Here is a 21,572-nt window from a genome sequence, read left to right as displayed (position 1 = left end):
CCTCTCACAATTTACTTGGTATTCGAATATCGATATACGTACCTTCATCCTTATTCGATCGAATCGTAAATGTACCACCAAGTTCTTGACTTCGCTCTTGCATTGTTTTTAAACCGTAGGAAGCCTTTTTATTTTTATCACGATTTATATCAAAGCCAATTCCATTGTCTCTGATATGGACAAATAATTCCTGATTCCGCTGGCTAATCTCAATTTTTACATCTGTTGCATTAGCATGTCGTAATGTATTGGAAAGTGACTCCTGAACGATGCGAAATATGTGATCTTCCACTACTTCACTTAAAATTAAATCATCCTCAATCAAAACTTGAAAATTAATTTGACATTTTTGTTTTAATTCCGCAATTAATTTATGAATTCCCTTAGCTAAAGGTTCACCAGATAAATGGACTGGCCGTAAATGTAAAAGCAATGCACGCATTTCTGTCTGTGCTTGAAGTGCAGCTTGCGCAACCTCTTTTATTTGTTTTCTAGCAATCTCTGGCTTTTTATCAAATTGCTTCACCGCCGCTTCTGACATCATTGTGAGCGCAAAAAGCTGTTGACTTACCGCATCATGTAAATCACGTGCAAGTCGCTGTCTTTCTTCGATTACAGCAGATTTATGTGCCGTTTTTGCGTATTCAGCTTTTTCATCTGCCATTCGTTGTAATGATTTAACTTGCCTTTGTAATTTTTTTCCTAATTCATTCAATTCTGTTCCAATTCGCGTAATCTCATCATCTTCTACAAAATGAACACTAGATTGATAATTTCCATTTGCATATTGTGTTATTAATACAGACAATGAATCGAGTCTATTTTTCACATTACTACTCGATTGAAAACCGGCATAGAAAGAGACAACTAAACTGATAACAGCATAGAGAATAATAAACACAAAAATATTAATCGTGTTCAACCATGTAGGTTCTAATAAAACATGAATAGATAATAAAATAGCGAGCAATACGACTGTTGTTAGAAATACACCGTACAAATGGGAGCGGATATATACATAACGAATACTATTTAATCGTTTAAACATTGATATCCCCTCCTATACATAATCAACACGGATTGATCCAGCTTTTAAATTGATGAAAAAGTCCAACTTACGTTCTGCTGATGTAAAATGGGGTGTTTCAAATAGTAGTGATCGATTAATTCCATCGACTGACTGCCCCACTACATCAATATCACCGGCTTTTACAGATGCTTCTACTCTAAACTCAATATTTTCTGGAATAAGAATATGCACATCGCCTGCTAATGAATGAATCGATATTGGTATTTTTTTCTCGGGTATATATGCTTTAGAAAAGTCAAAGTAAAAATCCCCCGCCATACTTTTCAATGTCATTGGCTCTACTTTCCAATTCGGTTGATTATATTCATAATTACCTACGGAGAAAAAAGTACCTTTATCATGATATACAGTTTGTTTTTTACCCGTTGAATTCCCTTCATCATGTGGTGATTCATAAATAAAGTCTTTTTCATCTACACGATGAGTAGAAGGTTTGTAAACAGTTATTCGATTGCGTCCAATAAATAAAAAACCAAAATAAATGATTAATAATGGCCACAGTTTAAAGACATCTTTAAAACCAAAAGTCATCATTTCAAACCGATCTAACATGAGCAACGTACCAAAGATAAGGAAAAATGAACCAAATGTCCAGCTTCCTCCACGGTGTCGTAAACGATCTATTATCCATTTTAAACCCATTATGATAAACAGCAGTGGAAAAAGAAATGTCCATCCAAACTTCAATTTGAATTGCACGAGACCAAGATTCTCAAGAACAAGAACTGCCCCTATCGAAATTAGTAAAACTGCTATAAAATAACGGAATACGCCTCTTTCCATTTTCATTCCTCCCAAGCTTAGTAAATGATTGTCCTTGTACTTCTATTTTATAGGGAAGGCAATGATGATAAAACCACCTTGAGCATGCTTTTTACTCCGTCTTAAGTCGGAGCCTTTCACCCCTACCACGCCGTTTTTCAATTTTTTCAAATATGTACACGAGTATAACAAGAAAAGTATAACCTACAAAAAAACCAGTTAAAATATCAGTCAAATAATGCACATTTATAAAAAATCGACTCACTCCGATTAATAAAATGAACGTAATAAAGCTCCATTCAATTATTAGCTTTTCTGCTCTTGTTTTACATTCTCTCGCAATAAAGTAAGCTAATAAACCATAACAAACAATTGATACCATAGCATGTCCAGAAGGAAAACTATATCCTTCCGCATTTGCTTCAACTAATATACGAGGCCTTTCTCTCGCTACAATGTGCTTAATCGAACTATTTAATAAGTGACTTCCTAATGTTCCAACAGCAAAAAAGATTGAAGGTAACCAGTCACGTGTAATCCACACTAGTAAAAAAGCCATAAACACGGTAAATGGTTCCACAAAAGAACGAGAACCAAAATTGGTTATAAAGAAAAATGCATCATAAATAACGGTTCCGTCTACTAGTGGAACAACGAAGCGAGTCCAAGCATCAACAAAAGGTACTTTGTCATGCATGAGTTCAAATATCCATATCGTAATAATAATCGCAAACAGTGCTACTAATAATAAAAAGCGTTTATGTCGACTTAATAGCATATTATGCTCCTTTCTCATTCCAATATAAAGTGCCTGAAGGTTTGATATATTTAAAACACATTCATGATATAATTCATTTATCAAACAAATGGGGGGGAGTTTTTTTGTTACGGAAAATTTGCCAACAAATTGATCAATCCTTTTCTGAAATGGTACAAATTCGTCGCCATTTACATCAGTATCCTGAGCTTTCTTTTCAAGAATACAAGACTGCACAATATATTGCCAACTTTTATGAAGAATTAAATATACCATATCATAAAAATGTCGGTGGAAATGGTGTGATTGCGACATTAACTGGTGGAAAACCTGGAAAAACAGTTGCATTACGTGCCGATTTTGATGCATTACCAATTCAAGATGAAAAAGATGTTACCTACAAATCAACAGTCGATGGCATCATGCATGCATGTGGTCATGATGGTCATACAGCATCCTTACTTATCTTGGCGAAAGTTATGAAACAATTTCAAAGTAAGCTTTCAGGTACGCTCGTTTTTATCCACCAGCACGCGGAAGAATATGCACCAGGTGGAGCAAAACCGATAATTGAATCAGGCCTCTTAGACCATGTAGAGGCTGTGTTTGGCTCACATCTATGGGCAACAGTACCAGTTGGGACGTTGCAGATTTCTAAGGATATTCTTATGGCAGGGACTGATCGATTTGAAATAATAGTTCAAGGTAAAGGTGGTCATGGTGGGTATCCACATGAAACAAAAGATGCCATTGTGATTGGAGCAGCACTCGTTACACATTTACAACATATTGTCAGTCGGCAAATTGATCCATTAGCTACTGCTGTCATTTCTGTTGGGATGTTTCACGGTGGGAATGCTTTTAACATTATTGCTGACAAGGCAACTTTAACAGGTACAGTTCGTTATTTAGATCAGACAATTCAGCAACAAATTATCACGGAAATAGAAAATATCGTCTATGGTGTATGTAAAACTTACGGTGTAACTGCTTCAATTGACTATCAAAAAGGGTATCCTCCACTTATTAACCAACAAGCTGAAGCGGAACTTGTATTAAAAGCGAGTAAACAGATTCCAGAAATAAAAACTGCTGAATTAATTCCCCCTGTTATGGGTGGAGAAGATTTTGCTTATTATATTCAAAATCGTCCTGGAGCCTATTTTTTCACAGGTGCAGAAAAAGAGGGGTATCCACACCATCATCCTTTATTTGATTTCGATGAAAGGGCGATGCCGATTGCTGCCAAAACACTCATTCATGCTTATTTTGCTTTTCAAAAATAGTGATAAAAGCCACTTCAAAACCATGTTCATTTGTAAATAGATTAAATTATTTTCGATGTTCGATTTATATAAAGCACACATTTAAAAAGCCTTTCATGCATGAAAGGCTTAAGATGCTATCGTAACTTTTTTTCTAACGTATCCATTAATAAACAGATAAGTAAATACAATTCCCCCACCAAGTAAAATAACTGCACCTTGATAGTTAAATTGCATTAAAAAAATCAAAGCAAAAATAATTGTTTGTATCATCGATAGTTGTGTCATAAATTGTAATAACGCCTTTTGTCTTTCGGCTAAGCTTACCGGATATAAATCAATCCAAATTAACATGCGATGATGTCTGTACAAAGTCGTCATTTGGAAGATACTCATGTACAAGAACAATAAGCCAAAAATAACTTTTAGCCACATATTTGGAACGAAATATATTGCCAAACCACCGATAATAATTAAGCGAATATACATTCCTAAATAATCTCCACTACGGATGAAAGTAATACGATACAAATATTCATACGTTCTTTGCTTTTCAAGTGGAATACGATTTGTCAACAACGATACAAGCCAATGACGCTTTTTAGTCGTATTGCGTAAATGTGGAACATCTGTAAACAAGTTTGCAATACGATAAAATGTATACATTCTTTTTTGGTCTTTCTCGATTAATAATGTCCAATTTATTCCAGCTCTTTTTCTGGAAATCGTCATCACTCCAAGAAATAACGCAATAAAGAGTATTGTCATTACTCCGGCTAGGAGAAACTCACCTTCTATAATAAAGTAAAACACTGCAAAGTTTAGAATAAAACGAATAACTTGTTCCGCATACCGGGTTTTTTTCTCATGTACTTTTAACATCCACCAATTAGCAATGAGGTTCCAACCTTTAAAAATGAGTAAAGCAACGAGTATCAGTAAGTATGTTCTTCCGCTTATGTTTGGATACGTTGCAAAATAAAGTGGTCCAACAGCAGCGAAAAGAAAAATAACGATATACAATTGCATCAAATAACTGTAAAAAAGCGCATTTCGAAAATATGAAGTCATTTTCTTCTCTGCAGCAATGAGAAAAACGAGGTCAGGTTCTTTCAAATATGTCTGGACAGGACTATATAAAACAACCAAACCAAATAAAATGCCGACGACAAATGCAGTTGGGAAATCTGCTGGTAATGTAGCAAGCCACCCTTGATAATAATAAGAGAGTGCTGCTAGGAAGAATAATAAAGCAACCGCAATATGTCCATTGAATATAAACCGCAAGTAACGACCTGTTTCCTTAAAATATGCCAATAACCGCTGCTTAAATAACTGATTCGCATCAAACATGATCATCTTCCTTTGTCAACTGTACATATAGCTCGTCCAATGCCGCCTTTTCCATCTTAAATGCTGTGCGTAGCTCTTCTAATGTACCTTGTGCACGAATTAATCCATCATGTAAAATAACAAACCGATCACAATAACGTTCTGCTGTTGCTAAAATATGCGTAGACATTAACACTCCCGAACCATTTTCTTTCATTTGGTTCATTAATTGTAAATACGATTGAATCCCTAAAGGATCAAGACCTACAAAAGGTTCATCAACAATATATAAAGGTGGTTCTAATAAAAATGCACACATTATCATGACCTTTTGTCGCATCCCTTTTGAAAAATGAATCGGGAACCATTTTAATTGCCTTTCCAAACGAAATTCTTTTAATAAAGGATGTAAACGAGCTTCAAATACTTCTTCTGTAAGGCCATACGCCATTGCGGTTAGGCGGAGATGCTCGTATAATGTAAGTTCATCATATAAGATGGGAACTTCCGGGATGTATGCTAATTGGGTTCGATAGCCCTCTGGATTTTCACGAAATTTTATTCCATTCACTTCTATTTGTCCTTTTTTAGGTTGCATCACACCAATAATATGTTTAATTGTTGTACTCTTCCCTGCACCATTTAGACCAATTAGACCAACAATTTCTCCAGGATGTACATCAAACGAGATACCATGTAAAACATTTTTATGTGTATATCCACCTTGTAAATTTTCTATATGTAATAACGAATTCAATACTTTCGTCTCCTCTCTTTCAAAGACAACCTTCTTAAAATTTTATCATGTATTCCCATGCAAAGCCAAAAGAATTAAAATAAATCAATCGACAAAATCAAACATTTTGTGCATAAACTTTTTGAAACCGCTCATACTAATTATTGAAGAAAGAGGATGTTGTATCACCACTACAATGAGCGCAATCGCGCAAATGAGGTGTTTGTGATCGAAAACCTAATGATTTAACCCTTTTGTCAGAAAAAATCTCACCGCAAGGGATACTGATAAAACGGTTCCGTGATGTAGTTAAAGTGATTTAACTTCATTTACAAAGTCCCCAACATTAGATTTACCATCCTTTTTCTTCTTATAGCAGGCTGACTCTTAAATGAGTTAGCCTGTTTCCTTTTGTACAAAATGCCTTAAGGACGAAGACACGGTTTGCTTTACATCAGCACCCCTTTCTTCATACAATGAATATAAATGATATAAGGAGTGATGGATGATGGCGCATGAAGATTGTATTTTTTGTAAAATTATAGCTGGAGAAATCCCTGCAGCAAAGGTATATGAGGACGAGCATGTCTTAGCATTTTTAGATATTAGCCAAGTAACAAAAGGACATACTTTAGTCATACCAAAAGAACACACAAAAAACATTTATGAAACCCCTGCTAACATTGCCCAGCAATTATTTGCACGCATACCTAAAATTGCAAATGCAATTAAAGAGGCTTATCGCCCTGCTGGATTAAATTTACTAAATAATAATGAACCAGCAGCTGACCAATCCGTTTTCCATTTGCACATACATCTTATTCCAAGATACGGAGAAGATGATGGTTATTCTGCAAACTGGACAGTCCATAGTGACCAATATAGCTCAGATGATTTACAACAAATTGCAAATGAAATTACACAGAACATAGATTAATTAGAAAATGTTTATGATGTATTTATCGTTTTAGCGTATCTGAAAATTAGTTCTTTTGATTTACCGCTTTCTTTGGTATACTTAAGATACATCTCGCAACTGACGATGAGCGTACAGTTGGAGATAAAAATAGTTGAGAATAGAAGAGGAGAGATGAGTTTTGAAGACGAGAATTTTAGTTATTTTATCATTGTTGGTAGGTATTGGTGCTGTGTTACACGCAGTTGTTCCACCCATTTTATTTGGAATGAAACCTGATATGCTACTGTCTATGATGTTTTTAGGAATACTTTTGTTTCCTAAAATGAATTATGTGTTATTAGTATCGATTGTCACAGGAATTATATCTGCTTTAACAACGGGTATGGCAGGAGGTCAAATTGCTAATATAGTTGACAAACCAGTTACGGCATTATTATTTCTTGGCCTATATCTATTCATTAGAGATAAAGTAAATGGAAATATTAGCGCTCCAATATTAACCGCAATTGGAACAATCATTAGCGGTACTATATTTTTAACGGTTATCCTTTCGATAGGTGCAATGCAAGGTGCATTTATCCCATTATTTATCGGGATAGTGTTACCTACTGCAGTAGTAAATACACTTATTATGATCGTGATTTACCCAGTAGTTAACCAAATTATGAGTAGAATGCAGCCAATATCGATTTCGTGAGTTACGTTAAAGAGTAATACACCATCCTCTGGCAAACGAATAGCTAGAGGATTTTTCTTACATAGCATTCAATTTGACATATATTTCTACACTTTGGGGTAAAGATAAGTAGATAAGCGTAACTATTAGGAATGACATCATTGCAAGCAATGAACATACTAATTCTTAAATAGAATATTTTTATTTTATTCGATACCACTACTGTCCACCCTGTGCTGTAACTTTATATCATTTACAGATTTCAGGTGAAAAGCTTACTTTAAGTCAAACATAATAAGACCTGTACATCGAGACTAGAAAAATAATCAAGTTTAAGAAAGGAGCAAAAATAATGGCAAGAAGTAAATCATTATTACTTGGATTTGTCGTTGGAGGGGTTGTTACGGCAACGACTACGTTGTTAAGTACACCTGCTTCTGGAAAAGATATGCGACTTCGAATGAAACAACAAAGCTTAGAGTGGAAGGAACTATTCGAAAACTTAATGCGTGATAGTTTCAAATTGAAAGATCAACTTACAAAAACGTCAAAAGAAGGTTCATCCCTCATTAAAAATTTAACAAAAGAAATGAAGGTTTCTATTACAGAGTGGAAAGCTTCAGTTCAACCGCATCAAGAAAATATTAAACATTACTTAGAGGAAATTGAATCAAGTTTAAAAGACTTAGAAGATAAAATTAAAAAAGATTAAAGAAAAAGGAAGTAATAGGAGTTAGTCTCCCATTACTTCCTTTTTATATGCTTTACTTAGCTGGTTTTAAATCTTCAATTGAATCAATATCCATGTAAGCTGGTACAACTAAACCAATTTTAGCACCTGCTAAGTTTTCTCCTAGATCTTCAAGGCTATCTTTATATTCTTCATATAAATCACCATGCGTTGCCGGTAACCAAGCAGCTACCATACCATCTGCTTCTCCATTGGCAACTGCTTGCCACATAACAGCATTATCTAATGGTGTTAAAGATACGTCAAAACCTAAATCTTCTAAGACTTTTCCAACTACATGCGTTGATGAGATTTCAGAATCCCACTCCACATACACTAGTTCGATACTCTCACCGTTACCTTTTTCAACACCTTCTGTCCATTCAGCAACTTTATCTGCATTTTCATCTACCCATGCAGCTGCAGCTTCAGCCGGATCTGCACCATCAGAAATTTCTAGCATAACTTCTTCCATATCTTCCGTTGTCCAATGGAATTGATCTAGTAATTTATATGCATTTGGCATATCTTCTTTTAATCCTTCACGAACCATTGTGTTAATTGTTTCTTCATCACCAAACACACCTTTTGGATCTTCTAAATATTTCAAATCATATTTTGCAAATTTCCAGTGTGGTGTCCACCCTGTTACAATAATTGGTTCTTCTTTAGAAACTGCCTCGCCTAAAGCTGTTGCCATTGCTCCACTTGAGGAAGCTAATACTTCCCAACCTTTAAGATTATCATATTCCTCAGTTGCATCTTCTGCAGCTTTAAATACGCCGGCTCCAGCTTCAATTCCTGTAATAGAATAATCGACTTCCTTACTATAATTTACCTCATCTGTGCCATCTGCATTAGAATCAGAGTTTGAATCGGAATCACTTCCACAACCTGCTGCAACTAATGTAAGTGAAAGTCCCGCAATTATACCGAGACGTTTCCAGTTAAATGTAAACATATAATTGAACCTCTCCCTTTTTAATCTTTGTTATATATGGAAACTTTTCGTCAAGAAAAGATACCATCAATCCTCTGCTTTTCTATTTGCACTCTGTGTAAATCGGTCAATAATGATTGCCAAAATCACAATGCTTAAACCGGCCACAAAACCAGCACCGACTTGTGCGCGTTGCAAGGCCGAAATAACTTCTTTACCTAGTCCGGGAGCCCCAATCATCGAAGCAATTACAACCATAGATAAAGCTAACATAACCGTTTGGTTAATCCCTGCCATAATGGTTGCCTTCGCCATTGGTAACTCAACTTTGAACAATTTCTGAGCTCCTGTACTACCAAATGCCTCCGATGCTTCAACTAATTCTTGTGACACCTGTCGAATACCTAGATTTGTAAAGCGAACGGTTGGTGGTGCCGCGAAAATTAATGATGCAAAAATACCTGGTACCATACCGATACCGAAAAATGCAACTGCTGGAATTAAATAAACAAATGCTGGCATAGTTTGCATAAAGTCTAAAATAGGTTTAATAATTGCCTCCGCTGTCCTACTTTTCGACATAAGAATTCCTAATGGAACCCCTATAATAATAGATAGGAGACTTGCAATTAGGACTAATGTAAATGTATCCATTAACTCTTCCCATAAGCCTTGATTATATACAAGCCATAAACCAACTATAGAGAACACTGCTAATCCTAACCTTTTTCGGCTAAGGATAAAAGCAATTACAGCAACTAATATAATCACAATGATTGGTGGGATTGCTGAAAGTTCACCCGAAAAGAATTTCATAAAGGAACCAAAATGTTCTTTTATTGGTGTAAATAAAAATGAAAATGTTGTGGTCAACCAATCAACAAAACGCTTGGTTACATCTGCTATCGGTATTTCTGGAATAAAATCTAATAATTTATTCATCGTCACTCACCTCATGATCTCCGGCAAGTGCAGCAATGACCGCCCCACGGACAATAATCCCTGCTAACTTTCCATTTTCTACTACTGCTACTGGTATTGGTGAACCATTGATGATATTAAAAATATCATTCATTGGTGTATCTTTTTCTACCTTGGGTATGTCAGTTTGCAATATATCATTTAGATTTCGGATATCTTTCTTTCTAGCAGCTGATGCCTCATCTGCTGTAACATATCCGCGTAAATTCCGTTCATTATCAACGACTAAAATACTGGAAATCCCTTCCTCACGCATACGTTCTAACGCAACACGAGGACCATGTCTATCAATATTCACCGTTTCTGGACGTTTCATAATTTGATGTGCTGTTAATACTTTGGAACGATCAACATCCTCAACAAATTTCTCAACGTATTCGTTTGCTGGTGAAATAAGTATTTCTTCTGGTGTTCCTACTTGTACAATACTTCCATCACGCATGAGGGCAATTCGATCACCCAGTTTTAAAGCTTCATTTAGATCATGCGTAATAAAAATAATTGTCTTTTTCATCGTTGCTTGCAATTCAATTAATTCGTCTTGCATTTCTTTCCTAATTAACGGATCCAAGGCAGAAAATGCTTCGTCCATTAGCAATACTTCTGGGTCATTTGCTAATGCCCTGGCAAGTCCAACACGCTGTTGCATTCCTCCTGATAGTTGATCAGGCTTCTGATGAAGATAATTTCCCAATCCTACCATTTCTAATGCTTCTTTTGCCTTCGCTTTTCGTTCATCTTTAGAAACCTTTTGAATTTCTAGACCAAACTCCGCATTTTCTAGAATCGTCCGATGTGGGAATAATGCAAAGCGTTGGAAAACCATGCTTAGTTTTTTACGACGAACATTGAGTAAGTCTTGCTTGTTCATATTCGCTAGATTTTCACCATCAATAAGAATACTACCTTCAGTTGGCTCAATTAATCGATTTAATAGCCGAACAAGCGTCGATTTTCCACTTCCTGATAATCCCATAATTACAAATATCTCGCCAGCATGTACCTCGAATGAAGCCCGATTTACACCAACAGTGCTACCAGTTTCTTGTAATATTTCAGCCTTTGTTGCGCCTTTTTCTAAAAGTTGTATTGCTTGTTTCGGATTTTTCCCGAAAACCTTCGTTAAATTTTTCACTTCAATTATTGGCACACTTTGCCCCCCTCTTTTCTTTTTGTCGTAGCCATTCTTTTATTATACAAGTGCTTGTCATATTTTTTACACCGATCATATCGTATAAAAAAAAGATACATATGATTATTTTTTACTAATACTTCTAAAATAGTTTCATAGAATTTTACTATCCCGAATGGTAACGCCCTTTTAACTATATAACTTATCCTATAATCCACACAAACTTTATATACCGTTAATTTGTTTCATATTTTACGTACAGTTTAAACTGTACAAACTTACACCTGTTTTTTCTTAATAATACTACTTAATCCTCCAATTTCCATAGCAATCCTCAATTTCCATTTCAAATCTATTTATTGTAACCTTTATATAGTAGGGTTTTAGGAGGATTGTATGATCACTCACGAAAAGCAAGTACTGATGAAAAAGATCATGAATGAATTTGCAAAAACAGTGGAACTATTTGGATTAACTCCCCTGGAAGCACGACTCTTTGCTTATTTATATTTAACGGAAGATATTATGACATTGGATGAAATGAGTGAAGCATTAGGGAAAAGCAAAACATCTATGAGTACGAGTATTAGAGGATTAGCCGAATTAAATTTAGTTTCCCGTGTATGGCGTAAAGGTGTTCGAAAGGATTTATATAGAGCAAACACACAATTATTCAAGTTATTTATTACCTCTTATATGAATAAATGGGTAGATGCGACAAATCATCGTAAGGAAGGGTTGTATGAAATTAAAAAATGGTTACAAACGCAGGATAAAGATGCTATTCATTCAGATGACACAGCTCCAGATTTAGACGAAAAACTTGACCAAATTATTACATTCCATAAACAAGTAGCTACATTCTTTAATAATTTACAAAAATGAATGAATGAAGCGATTATCAAAGACCCACTAATTTTACAATTCTATATGAATTTGTTACCTACCAAAAATGTTACAGTCTGTATAAATGGAGAAGGCGGTAAAAATGATTGCGCTTATAGGAATCACTTTTACCGCCTTTTTTTATTTCTGGACAATGCTTGATCCTGTCCTGTAAATTGCATAATGCCTATAAACTCCTCCATGAGTTCTGGGTAATACCCTTCCTTGTGAAGTGCAAAAACAAGCTCATTTGGTTGCAATTTTTCACTTAGCTTCTCGGCAAGCAACATAAGAAGTGAGGAAAAGTCTAGTAGCCCTTCATCTTTTTGTAGTTGATACTTTTCATTTAATATCGCCAAAAGATGCATCAGTTCATCATACTCATTTTTTGACAAATTTGCTTGTATCACCATTCTAATGAATGGATAAGCTTCCATATCAATCACATTTGCTAATAAATGTAGATGAAAGACTGTTGTTTCATTTTCTGAGACACGCTCCACTATTACGTCCCCCCTCTTACTTCTTTGTATTATTTTGTATTTTATTCCACTGGAAAATCATCAATTTAACTATTGCATTTTAGATGGAAACGTACTATTATCATTAAGTATTTTATTACAACTAGATTATCTCATAATATTTGAAGGAGAATAACGTACAATGTATTGTTGGAAGTCCATTAACTTGTCAAAAGACTTTGGTTTATTTCGTATGTATACGATATCTTGCTTTATAAGTATTTTAGCATTTATTCTCATGTATGTCCCTACATCTATATTTCATGGCCTGCATCATGTGAATGAATATGCTTTGCTTGGTTTACTACTTGCCTTATATTTATTACCAACAATTCATACAGCGGCGCATATTTTATCATTAATATTTTTCAAAAAACGTGTGAAAGTAACATATAGTTCAAAATCAAAAGTAATTCCGGCTTTTTCATACATGCCGTATCAATGTTTGCCAAAAGGTATATCAATCGTTGTTGCACTTGCACCAACTTTATTCATCACAGTACCGGCTATCGTTGCAATATATTTATATAGTAGCGCCTATATTCATATTTTGCTTTTCACTTCTATTCATCTTGGGTATTCATTCTATGACTTTTTATACATTAGTCATATTGTCAAAGCACCTAAGTGCGCTTTTGTTGATCACAACAACAGCGCCTTAAATTTTGACATTTTATTAAAGAAAAATTAATAATCTGCTAACGTATAACGTGATTCGTATAAAGTGAAACTTTAATCAGTAGGGATTTTCACACTTCCCCTACTGATTGTTAGTTCTACAAATCAGGAATTTATTGGCTGGTGTTTCCGAACTTATCATGCTCCATCCCCTTGTACGCTTGATGTGGCAGCTTACAACCAGTTAAGCTAGGATAAATTGCCCAACATCTTTTATAAAGATTACGTTTTTTGACTGTTCAGGACTGTTAAGTTTTGATAAAGTTAGTGGTAAGTCTTTTGGGGCTTGAGTTTTACTTCATAGGGGGCTTTATCATGATTATAACTTATTTTATATACAGTGGCATTGTTTTATTTGTATTCAACTTATTAGCAGATCGTTTTTGTACTAAATTTGAATTATCCAGGGAGAAGCAAAAAAACATGTTTTTTTATACAAATACTGCTGTTTTTGTTTTATTAGTCTTATTTTATTTACGGATATTAAATGCAATGGTATAGTATACATACTTGAAAATTATGAGAAAAGAAATGTGAAGCATGCATACAGGAGGAACAAAGGGGTAAACGACATAAAGGTAAGGGAATAGTATTTTCTTACGAACAATGTTATCCTGCCGTACCCTACCTTTGCTTGATGCAATCCCTGTTCTACCACGTACTGTACGCGAAAACTAGATATGGATTTCTCAGAGGACCATACATAACGAGGCAATGTCCTATGTACTCATAACAACCAGTTTCAATTTAGGGAGTTTTTAGGTAGCACTGACTTTGCCGAATATCTATTTTTTTTACGTGTAAAATGTGTTATATTTATCCTTAGTGTATTAAAATTTAGTAATTAGATTAGGAGTGTTCACAAATGAAGAAATTAGCAATTGCAGCTACAGTTTCAATTGGAATATTAGCACTGTCTGGATGTTCATCGAGTAATTCAGATGTTGTTGTCCAAACAAAATCTGGTGATATTACAAAAGACGATTTTTATAATGAGTTAAAAACCCGTTATGGTGATAATCTCATTCAGCAATTAGTTATCTCGAAAGTGTTAGATGATAAATTTGATGTAAGTCAAAAAGAAGTCGATAAAGAGGTTAAAAAATATAAAGACCAAATGGGTGACTCTTTCACCATGTGGATGCAACAAAATGGTTTTAAAGATGAAGCCGACTTTAAAGATCAAGTTCGTGACTCACTACTATATCATGAAGCAGTATTTGGTGATACAAAAGTTACAGATGATGAATTAAAGCAACAATATGACCGTATGAAAACAGAATTAAAAGCTCGACATATACTTGTTGAAGATGAAAAGACTGCAAATGAAGTGAAGAAGAAATTAGATGATGGTGGAGACTTTGCAAAACTTGCTAAAGAATATTCCACTGACGGTACTGCCGAAAAAGGTGGCGAACTAGGTTGGTTCTCTACGGGAGATATGGTCGCACAATTTGAAGATGCAGCTTACAACATGAAAAAAGGTGAAATAAGTGAACCAGTAAAGTCTGACTTTGGCTATCACATTATTTTACTTGAGGACAAGCGTGATAAAGAAGATGACGTTGGTTCGTTCGAAGATAATAAAGAACAAATTGAAACACAAATATTAAATAAAAAAGTTCCACAAGATGAGCAACAAGCTAAAATGGAAAAACTTATGAAAGACGCTAATATCGAAGTAAAAGATAAACAATTTGATGAGTTATTCCAGTTCGATACTGAAAAAGATACGAAAGAAAATAGCAAAGAAGATAAATAATAAAAATGGTGAATGTAGCTTGTATACATTCACCATTTTTTATCCCGCATTAACTGGCTGTAAGACCCCCACTTCAAGAATTCGAGTATAATCCAAGAAATGTAAGTTGGGGATCAACAGCCAGTAAAAGCCCGATTCTGTTTAACTAACATTCAGTGGGGGAGATAGGGAAACCCCCACTGAATGAAGTTTCACTTTATTGACATAGATTCAGTAGCCTACTCATGATCCCGACATTTGCTGATTCGCATTAGACTTTTTTTGACGTTCTGCTTCTATTCGTTCAAGAAATATTTTTCCTTCTCTTTCAATGTACTGTTGTTCCAACTCTCTTTCTGCGCGCATGGCTCGAAACGCCATATAACCAGTCGTGAATATTAATAAAATAATAAGTAATACCCACCAAGGTAGTCCAAATAATACCATCGTTACGCCCCCCTTGTCCTTCTTACCATTCATATATATGAAGAGGGGTTACAATTCATGACTGGATATTTTCGTTAAAATCTATGTCCTATACGCTTTCTTTTATTATCTCTTTTTCAAATAGCGGTTTATAAAAGGCACGATTGTCCATCGCAAATAAGCGTTCAGTAAATTCTCCCGGATTCACATTTTCCAAAGCACGATTTAGCATATTCATTTTAGCATCAATTAAATCAATAAGATGTAATAATTCCGCTTCACGCACAAGTGGTGGTGTAGGACTACCCCATTCCGCCTTTCCGTGATGACTTAATACAAGATGTTGTAATACGGTTACTTCTTCGCCCTCAATTTGTAATTCCCGTGCAACATGGCCGATTTCTTCCACCATCATCGGAATATGACCTAATAATTTACCTTCCACTGTATAAGTTGTCGTTACAACACCAGATAGCTCTCTTATTTTTCCTAAGTCATGTAAAATAACACCTGCATATAAAAGGTCTTTATTTATTTCAGGATACAACATAACAAGTTGACGTGCTAACGCAAGCATGCTGACAACGTGATGGGCAAGACCTGAAGCATAGTTATGATGATTTTTTGCAGCCGCCGGATACGTAAACAAATCATGATCATATTTCGTAGTAAATGCTTGTACGATACGTTGCAATTTTATATTTTCTATTTCATGAACTGCTTCTGTTAACATTTCTTGTAATGTTTCACGTTCTACTGGTGATCTTTCAATAAAGTCAGCAATTTGTACTTGATCTGTCACCTGTGCTGGACGGATAGAATTTATTTTTAATTGGGATTTTCCACGAAATTGAATGACTTCTCCTTGAATCCAGACAATCTGTTCTGCAACAAAAAGTTCCTCATCTTCTTTTGTTACATCCCATAGTTTAGCGTCTATTTCACCAGTTCGATCTCGTAAAATCAATGTTAAAAAAGGACTACCATTTGATGTAGTACCTTTCGATGCTTCTTTAATTAAAATAAAGTTGTGGAACAGATCACCAGTCTGATAGTCTTTAATTCCTCTTTTCATCTCACTACCCCCTTACGAAAATTCCCTTACATTATGATTTGTTTTTCGGTATATAATGAAATATTTCACCAGTTTCGATTACGTTAATAAATTTCATTAACCATTCATAATACGCCTGTGCATATTGAAGGCGTTCTAAATCTTTTTCTATTTTATCACGTAACGTCTCGTCTAATGTACTATTTTTGATTCTCTGTAAATCTATGATTGCTTCGTCTGCTTCTTCTATATTTGTTTCTGTATGTTTTCTCCAACGATTACCAAATAAAGAAGTAAAGGATTTATACCAATCTTCTTCCGATTGATATAAATCTTTTCGAATACCCTTTTTAAAAGTAGACTCTACCATTTTCATATCTGATAATGTGCGTACACCTGTCGACATACTCGTTTTACTCATTTCGAGTGCTTTTCCCATTTCATCTAATGTCATCGGCTCATCCGAAAAATATAATACACCATATAACCGTCCAATGGATGGGGTAATACCGTATAGGTTCATATTTTTAGCAATCGCTTGAATAAACTTTTCAATTGTGTGTTCATAGTTATGCCAATTCATTATTTCATTATTGTCTGCCAACGCTATCCCCCTAACTCTGTTATCATCTTCATCTTTACACTGTTACAACTTGATTTAAATAAATTCCTTTTCCTTTTTGATCACGTACGATATGTTGATGACATGTAAAGACAATAACTTGCTGCCTTTTGGCAACTTCCAACAATATATTCATCATTCGCTTTTGACGAGTTGAATCAAAATGAACAAATCCATCGTCGATAATAAAAGGAAATCGATGTTCTTCATTCATCACTTCACTTATTGCTAAACGCAATGACACATATAACTGATTCATCGTTCCTTGCGACAATTCATTCACAGTATAACGTATTTTATCTTTTCCTTCTACTGTAAATGGTTTGTCACCTTGAGGTGCATGTATTTTTACATAGCCTCCATTCGTCAGCTTATAAAAATAATTCGTTGTCTTTTCAAGGATTTTCGATAAATATTTATTTTTAAATGTCCGAATCGTTTCTTGTAACGTTTCTTTTGCTATTTTATATGTTGCCCATTTTTTAGCCATCTCATTTAGCTCACTCTTCTCTATTTGATAGCGCTGAATAAGTGTAGAATGTGTTTCCGACTTTTCCATCTGTTGTACATTTACTTTTGCTGTCGCATATTGTGCACTTTTTTCTTCTAATTCAACTTGTAATTTTGCTAGATCCGCTTGTAATGTTTCCTCTTTTGCTTGAATAATTGACTTTGTAGGCATTTCCTCTTGTAGTTTTTTCCATTGTTCATCGGTGAATATCATCGCGTATTGTTTGCGCATACGTAATTCAGTAGCAAATAACTGCTCTCTTTCCTCAAGTTGTTTCGCTGTTTTGTAAAATTCATCTTCATTTTCTACTTCTGCTTTAGCAAATAATTTATGCTTCTCCTGTTCATAAGCATGCAATCTTTCCATCATATTTCGTTGCTTTTCTTCTATCTCTATGCTAAGTTTTGTCTCATAATCAATTTGCCCTTGGATTTTTTTATGTTGCTCCGCTTGTTTTTTTATATAAGTAAAAGCATGCAATAAGTCTGTTTGTTGGTTATTCTCTTTTGTCTGGCTCAATATGCGCTGGACAACTTCTTTTATTGCTTGTCTTTGCTCATTTAATTGAACAAGCTTCTTTTCAACATCTGTTTTTCCCTTTAAAAAATGCATCATTTCTTTCAAATCTTGGTAAAGCATCGGCCAATATGCTATCTCATAATCTTTGAAAAATGGATAACTTTCCATATGGATTTGTTGTGTTTGTATATGTTCCTGTTGTTTTTGTTCATGTTGTAGCCGCTTTTCCTCTAATTGTAATAGTTTTACATCAAGCTTTTTTAATCGTTCGAATAGATGCGTTTGTTCTCGTTCATTTTCCTCATTGATCTTTAACTTTTCCTGTATTTTACTCCGTTCCTCATCCGATAAAGTTTCACTTTTTACGTATGGTGTAACGAAATCGGCTATCATTTGCACCGTTTCTCTTTCAGTTGCTCTTCTTAATATCCATTGACCAAAGCCTATCCCGAAACTAACCAAGGCTAGATAATAAAATAGTGGTGCATGTAGTTGCCTTCCTAATATTACCAAAACAATTGTAATCGGAAAGGACAAGAATAAAAATAGCCTACTTTGTTTTTTTCTTAATTGTTGGTTTTGGAAAATTGCACTTTGTTTTTGTTTGGCATCTTTTTGCAGCTTCATTTGTAGTTTCGTATGATCATAGAACGCAAGTCTATCTTCTAATGCTAATTTCTGTTCTTGTGATAGAACTTCCTCAGCCAATTCCTGTAGTTGCGTTTCCACGTGTTCCTGTTCCGTAATTAATTGTCTCTTTTCCAAGTCCAATTGTTTTTTTTCACGATTTATTATTTGGTCCATCTCTTTTATTTCCGTTAAGCTTTGTCCCAAATAAGCGGAAAAATGTGTAGCTTTTAATTCATCTTCCGTTATAGAAACGTTTAACCTATCTAATTCAAATTTAATTTGGTTGGATAACTTTTCTATCCGTTCGTTTAGTTCCTTACGTTCGGCTTCGATTTGGATAAATTTATTTTCATATTCTAAAACGGTCATTGCTTCCTCAAATGGTAATAGTTCTTGGAGTTCCTCTTCCCATTTCTGAATTCTTTCTTTGCCGTTTTGTTGATTCGCTTGTAAAACGGTGAGTTCACTTTGCAAAGGTATAACATAACTATTGATTTGTTCCATTCGCTTTATTCCTTCCTCAGGGAATGGAATTATTTCTGGATAGCTTTCTAATTGTTGTATTACCAATTGATATTCATATAATAAAGGCAATATTTGTCGCCTTTTTTCCAATACAAGTAGTTCTTTACGTATCTTTTCAACTTCAATTTGCTTCACTTCAATCGATTTCTCTATCTCCAATAGTTGTAACTTTAAATCTTTATATTTTTCTTCTTCTCTTTCATATTCCTGCATTTTTTTAGTTATTTCTTGTAACGATGTTATTTGTTGATTAAGAAGAGGCTTTTTTCCAAATGGTTTAAAAAGCTCACCAAGCTTCTGATCTAGTCGTTTATCCACTTCATAAATTTGTGTGGAACCAGTTAATCCAATACCTAATAAGATTTCTCCAATATCGCCTTCTCTTAAATCCTGAATGCCAACAAGGTCTAAAGCCGAAAAGGAATAAATAGATTCATATGTTTTCAATGTCATTCCATGTAAATAATCGCGAAGCCAGTTGTCTTCTTCTATTTCACCATTGGGTAAATAGATTGTTGCTGCGCCATTTTTCACATGATCCATACGTTCTATCGTAAACTCCCCTATTTTGTCATCTTTAATTATTAGCCTTCCACCCATTTTACTACTCGTCTTCGGTCGATAAAACGTCCGCTCTTTTGGATAAAGACCAAATAACATAAACATCATAAATTTTTGTAATGTAGATTTTCCAGACTCATTTTCACCATATATACAAACAAATCCACTGTCATTAAATGCAATCGTTTGATCGACCCATTTTCCAAATCCATAAATATTTGCCTCTTTAATAAACATCCGTTTCACCCCCGGCCGCTTTTCATCAATTCATGTAACAATAATTGCTTCGCCGCTTGCCTTATTTCTCGTTCTTCTTTCACTGCTAATCGTTCCAAATATTTTCTTGCCTCCCGATGTCCATATAATTCCTGGACATGTTTAGATAATGTGATATCACTAATAATCTTATCCAATTCACCAATAAAATGATCGTGTTCATGAATACGATGCTCGTCAACTAAACGTAACGTATAATGATACATATACATCCACGGTTTTCTTTCCATCCATTGTTCATTTATAAATTCAATCATATCCGAAAAATAATGTTGTAATTCCCATTCCAGTATATCCGGGTTGTTACTCGTAAATGTAATGGAAATTAGTCGGGATGTCGTATATTGATCATTTGTGATTTCCTCCATCAACCGTGCTTCCAACCCCCCTGCTTCCGTTACGTCTGAAATATCTATCATATGATTATAAAATTCAATTTCCTGTAATGGTAGAAACTGTATATCATTGTTATTTTTCGTCATATTAATGTAATAACAACCTTTTTTACCTGTTTCTTTCCGGTTTCTTCCCTGTATATTACCCGGATAAATGATGGGAGGATCATTTTTCAAAACTTGCCTTTTATGTATATGTCCTAATGCCCAATAATCAAAAGACTCTTTTACTAAATCTCCAAGATGAAATGGCGCATATTTATCATGCTCTGTATCGTTGGCAATACTACCATGTAGCATTGCAATATGGAACGGAATATGAGATTGCTGAATTGTATATGCATCTGTTTTATTTACAGTTACTGCACGATTTTCATAACTAAATCCATAAATAGCTGCGGCATCTTCACCGTGCTTTTTGTGTATCACATGACGCACTGTTTCATCTGGAAATACATAAACATTGCTTGGATACGTAATCGGATGGATATTTCCATTTATAAAGTCATGATTTCCATATGATACATACACCGAAATTTGATGCTCTTGCAATGTTTCAAACGCCTGTTTCAATCTTAATTGTGCTTTTAGACTTTGTTTTTCATTATCAAATAAATCTCCAACAATGAGGACAAAGTCCACATCTTTTTCTATTGCATATTGCACCATGCGATCTAGTGCACGGAATGTACTATTTTGTATTTCATTAAAAATGTGATCAGGAACTGACGATAATCCAGTAAAAGGACTATCTAAATGTAAATCAGCCACATGAATGAATGATATATTCGTCATCATCATTTCACTCCCTCTTAATATCTTTACATTCAGTTTAACAAAACAAACTTGCGAATGCACGTTCGGAGGTAACTCGCTATACATATTGTTTAAATAGCGCAAAAACAGAT

Annotated in this window: 21 protein-coding genes; 7 read left to right on the top strand and 14 right to left on the bottom strand. The window is 34.7% G+C overall.

Annotation, left to right across the window (positions count from 1 at the left end; genetic code table 11):
• Window positions 1-4: 4 nt before the first annotated feature.
• From ACFFIS_RS07680 to ACFFIS_RS07670, 3 genes are all read right to left on the bottom strand, one after another.
• Entirely contained in the window at window positions 5-1,048 is a 1,044-nt protein-coding gene (locus tag ACFFIS_RS07680; RefSeq protein WP_390186857.1) for a sensor histidine kinase, read from the bottom strand.
• Window positions 1,049-1,060: 12 nt separating this feature from the next.
• Window positions 1,061-1,873: a cell wall-active antibiotics response protein LiaF gene (gene liaF, locus ACFFIS_RS07675; protein WP_390186855.1), complete on the bottom strand. Its 813-nt coding sequence runs from the start codon at window positions 1,871-1,873 to the stop codon at window positions 1,061-1,063.
• Between the two features lie 91 nt (window positions 1,874-1,964).
• Window positions 1,965-2,630 carry a phosphatase PAP2 family protein gene (locus ACFFIS_RS07670; protein WP_390186853.1) on the bottom strand — a complete coding sequence of 222 codons (666 nt, stop codon included), beginning with the start codon at window positions 2,628-2,630 and terminating at the stop codon, window positions 1,965-1,967.
• A 104-nt stretch (window positions 2,631-2,734) separates the two neighbouring features.
• On the opposite strand from ACFFIS_RS07670, the gene ACFFIS_RS07665 reads away from it, so the two are divergent.
• Window positions 2,735-3,895 (top strand): amidohydrolase, encoded by a 1,161-nt coding sequence (locus ACFFIS_RS07665; RefSeq protein WP_320378604.1) that lies wholly within the window; start codon window positions 2,735-2,737, stop codon window positions 3,893-3,895.
• 108 nt (window positions 3,896-4,003) lie between these two features.
• Here the strand turns inward: ACFFIS_RS07665 and ACFFIS_RS07660 are convergent, their stop codons facing one another.
• On the bottom strand, window positions 4,004-5,227 hold the full coding sequence (locus ACFFIS_RS07660) for an ABC transporter permease (protein ID WP_390186850.1): 1,224 nt from the start codon (window positions 5,225-5,227) through the stop codon (window positions 4,004-4,006).
• Entirely contained in the window at window positions 5,220-5,963 is a 744-nt protein-coding gene (locus ACFFIS_RS07655; protein WP_320378602.1) for an ABC transporter ATP-binding protein, read from the bottom strand. The genes ACFFIS_RS07660 and ACFFIS_RS07655 overlap by 8 nt, the downstream gene beginning before the upstream one ends.
• A 487-nt stretch (window positions 5,964-6,450) precedes the next feature.
• On the opposite strand from ACFFIS_RS07655, the gene ACFFIS_RS07650 reads away from it, so the two are divergent.
• The 3 genes from ACFFIS_RS07650 (at window position 6,451) to ACFFIS_RS07640 (ending at window position 8,249) form a co-directional block, all read left to right on the top strand.
• Window positions 6,451-6,879, top strand: coding sequence for an HIT family protein (locus tag ACFFIS_RS07650; protein ID WP_320378601.1), 429 nt, complete (start codon window positions 6,451-6,453; stop codon window positions 6,877-6,879).
• A gap of 160 nt (window positions 6,880-7,039) precedes the next feature.
• Window positions 7,040-7,558: a tryptophan transporter gene (locus ACFFIS_RS07645; protein WP_320378600.1), complete on the top strand. Its 519-nt coding sequence runs from the start codon at window positions 7,040-7,042 to the stop codon at window positions 7,556-7,558.
• A gap of 331 nt (window positions 7,559-7,889) precedes the next feature.
• A complete protein-coding gene (locus ACFFIS_RS07640; RefSeq protein WP_320378599.1) occupies window positions 7,890-8,249 on the top strand; it encodes a YtxH domain-containing protein in 360 nt (119 codons plus the stop codon).
• 52 nt (window positions 8,250-8,301) lie between these two features.
• Here ACFFIS_RS07640 and ACFFIS_RS07635 read toward each other — a convergent pair whose 3' ends face one another.
• The 3 genes from ACFFIS_RS07635 to ACFFIS_RS07625 all read right to left on the bottom strand — a co-directional run bounded on the left by ACFFIS_RS07635 (window position 8,302) and on the right by ACFFIS_RS07625 (window position 11,338).
• Window positions 8,302-9,228 (bottom strand): glycine betaine ABC transporter substrate-binding protein, encoded by a 927-nt coding sequence (locus ACFFIS_RS07635; RefSeq protein WP_320378598.1) that lies wholly within the window; start codon window positions 9,226-9,228, stop codon window positions 8,302-8,304.
• A 66-nt stretch (window positions 9,229-9,294) separates the two neighbouring features.
• Window positions 9,295-10,149 (bottom strand): ABC transporter permease, encoded by an 855-nt coding sequence (locus tag ACFFIS_RS07630; RefSeq protein WP_390186849.1) that lies wholly within the window; start codon window positions 10,147-10,149, stop codon window positions 9,295-9,297.
• Window positions 10,142-11,338: a quaternary amine ABC transporter ATP-binding protein gene (locus ACFFIS_RS07625; protein ID WP_390186847.1), complete on the bottom strand. Its 1,197-nt coding sequence runs from the start codon at window positions 11,336-11,338 to the stop codon at window positions 10,142-10,144. Before ACFFIS_RS07625 ends, ACFFIS_RS07630 begins: the two co-directional genes overlap by 8 nt.
• Window positions 11,339-11,716: 378 nt before the next feature.
• On the opposite strand from ACFFIS_RS07625, the gene ACFFIS_RS07620 reads away from it, so the two are divergent.
• Window positions 11,717-12,205: a GbsR/MarR family transcriptional regulator gene (locus ACFFIS_RS07620; RefSeq protein ID WP_320378597.1), complete on the top strand. Its 489-nt coding sequence runs from the start codon at window positions 11,717-11,719 to the stop codon at window positions 12,203-12,205.
• Between the two features lie 128 nt (window positions 12,206-12,333).
• On the opposite strand, the gene ACFFIS_RS07615 is transcribed toward ACFFIS_RS07620, so the two are convergent.
• Window positions 12,334-12,708, bottom strand: coding sequence for a DUF1878 family protein (locus ACFFIS_RS07615; protein WP_320378596.1), 375 nt, complete (start codon window positions 12,706-12,708; stop codon window positions 12,334-12,336).
• A gap of 160 nt (window positions 12,709-12,868) precedes the next feature.
• Here ACFFIS_RS07615 and ACFFIS_RS07610 point away from each other — a divergent pair, with 160 nt between their 5' ends.
• Window positions 12,869-13,417 carry a DUF3267 domain-containing protein gene (locus tag ACFFIS_RS07610; protein WP_320378595.1) on the top strand — a complete coding sequence of 183 codons (549 nt, stop codon included), beginning with the start codon at window positions 12,869-12,871 and terminating at the stop codon, window positions 13,415-13,417.
• Between the two features lie 852 nt (window positions 13,418-14,269).
• Entirely contained in the window at window positions 14,270-15,166 is an 897-nt protein-coding gene (locus tag ACFFIS_RS07605; protein WP_320378594.1) for a peptidylprolyl isomerase, read from the top strand.
• Window positions 15,167-15,388: 222 nt separating this feature from the next.
• Here the strand turns inward: ACFFIS_RS07605 and ACFFIS_RS07600 are convergent, their stop codons facing one another.
• The 5 genes from ACFFIS_RS07600 to ACFFIS_RS07580 form a co-directional block, all read right to left on the bottom strand.
• Window positions 15,389-15,592, bottom strand: coding sequence for a sporulation YhaL family protein (locus ACFFIS_RS07600; RefSeq protein ID WP_320378593.1), 204 nt, complete (start codon window positions 15,590-15,592; stop codon window positions 15,389-15,391).
• Between the two features lie 88 nt (window positions 15,593-15,680).
• Window positions 15,681-16,646 carry a 3'-5' exoribonuclease YhaM gene (gene yhaM, locus ACFFIS_RS07595; RefSeq protein WP_390186845.1) on the bottom strand — a complete coding sequence of 322 codons (966 nt, stop codon included), beginning with the start codon at window positions 16,644-16,646 and terminating at the stop codon, window positions 15,681-15,683.
• 31 nt (window positions 16,647-16,677) lie between these two features.
• Complete coding sequence (locus ACFFIS_RS07590; RefSeq protein WP_390187092.1) at window positions 16,678-17,208, bottom strand: GbsR/MarR family transcriptional regulator; 531 nt, start codon at window positions 17,206-17,208, stop codon at window positions 16,678-16,680.
• Between the two features lie 55 nt (window positions 17,209-17,263).
• Window positions 17,264-20,230, bottom strand: coding sequence for an ATP-binding protein (locus ACFFIS_RS07585; RefSeq protein ID WP_390186843.1), 2,967 nt, complete (start codon window positions 20,228-20,230; stop codon window positions 17,264-17,266).
• A 5-nt stretch (window positions 20,231-20,235) separates the two neighbouring features.
• A complete protein-coding gene (locus ACFFIS_RS07580) occupies window positions 20,236-21,462 on the bottom strand; it encodes a metallophosphoesterase family protein (RefSeq protein ID WP_390186841.1) in 1,227 nt (408 codons plus the stop codon).
• Window positions 21,463-21,572 lie beyond the last annotated feature (110 nt).

This window comes from Paracerasibacillus soli (assembly GCF_042432965.1).
GTDB classification, from domain to species: domain Bacteria; phylum Bacillota; class Bacilli; order Bacillales; family Amphibacillaceae; genus Paracerasibacillus; species Paracerasibacillus soli.
Note: the sequence above shows the minus strand (reverse complement) of the source record. Positions and strands in the feature narration are given on the sequence as shown.